Origin of the sequence: Oscillibacter sp. UBA6647 (assembly GCA_002455655.1) — a bacterium.
Lineage (GTDB): Bacteria > Bacillota > Clostridia > Oscillospirales > Oscillospiraceae > Oscillibacter.
In genome coordinates this window covers 10,900-12,004 of record DKLF01000034.1, presented here as the reverse complement: position 1 = coordinate 12,004, position 1,105 = coordinate 10,900, and the positions used below count along the sequence as shown (strand labels likewise).

General features: G+C 56.4%; 2 protein-coding genes. Both read left to right on the top strand.

Annotated elements, in window-relative coordinates; genetic code table 11:
• Nucleotides 1–524 (top strand): transketolase family protein (locus B2W96_RS02970; RefSeq protein WP_293008409.1); only part of this gene is annotated, 524 nt, incomplete at its 5' end.
• A gap of 13 nt (nt 525–537) precedes the next feature.
• A partial coding sequence (locus B2W96_RS02965) for an alcohol dehydrogenase catalytic domain-containing protein (protein ID WP_293008407.1) occupies nt 538–1,105 on the top strand: 568 nt, incomplete at its 3' end.

Below are 1,105 nucleotides of genomic sequence, written 5' to 3'. Positions count from 1 at the left end.
ACGCGCTGGAAATGCAGCAGGCCACCAAAGCGGTTGCCGCTTTCAACGGCCCTGTGTATATGCGACTTCTTCGGGGAAACCGTGTGCCTGTCGTGCTGGACAAGTATGATTATCAGTTTGAAATCGGCAAGGCCAAGCTGCTGCGGGACGGCGCGGATGTTTTGATGATTTCCTGCGGCGAGATGACCATGCGCTGTCTGGACGCGGCGGAGGCTCTGGAAAAAGACAATATTCACGCGGCAGTTCTTCATGTTCCCACCATCAAGCCCTTTGATAGGGAGACCATTCTGGCGGAGGTAAAGAAATCCGGCCGTCTGGTGGTTACCGCCGAAAACCACAGCATTGTGGGCGGCTTGGGCAGTCTGGTCGCCAATCTGCTGGTGGACGAACAGGTGTCCGCCGTTTTGAAGAAGATTGCCCTGCCCGACCGGTATCTGGCGGCAGGCACGCTTGAAACCTTGCAGGATACCTACGGAGTTTCCACCAAAACGGTGATTTCGCAGGTGAAATCGTATCTGAACTAAGGAGGAGCGCACTTTGAAGGGAACGATGTGCGGCCTTGTCAAGGAGAGTGCGGCGCCGGGAAAGTTTGTTTATCATACCGACCTGCCCATTCCCCAGATTGACGACGATGAGGTGCTGATTAAGATTCACTGCACCGCTGTGTGCGGTACCGATTTGCACATTATGGATTGGGACAAATGGTCTCAGGCGCGGATTAAGCCTCCGCTGATTCCCGGCCATGAGATGGCGGGCGACATTGTCGAGGTGGGCAAGAATGTCCACGACCGCAAAGTGGGCGACCGGGTTTCCTGCGAAACTCACATTCCCTGCAACCGCTGCTGGTTTTGCAAAAACGGACTGCCCCATATCTGCAAGGATGTCAAGTTGTTCGGCGTGACGGAAAACGGCGCGTTTGCCGAATATGCCAAGATTCGGGCAGACAGCACCTTCCTGCTGGACGACGACATCTCCTATGAGACTGCCTGTTCGTTCGAGCCGATGGGCGCAGGTGTGCATGGCGTTGAAAGCGCCGAGGTGGCGGGCAAAACCGTGCTTGTCAGCGGCTGCGGCCCCATTGGGCTGACGGCAATCAGCGCCAGCA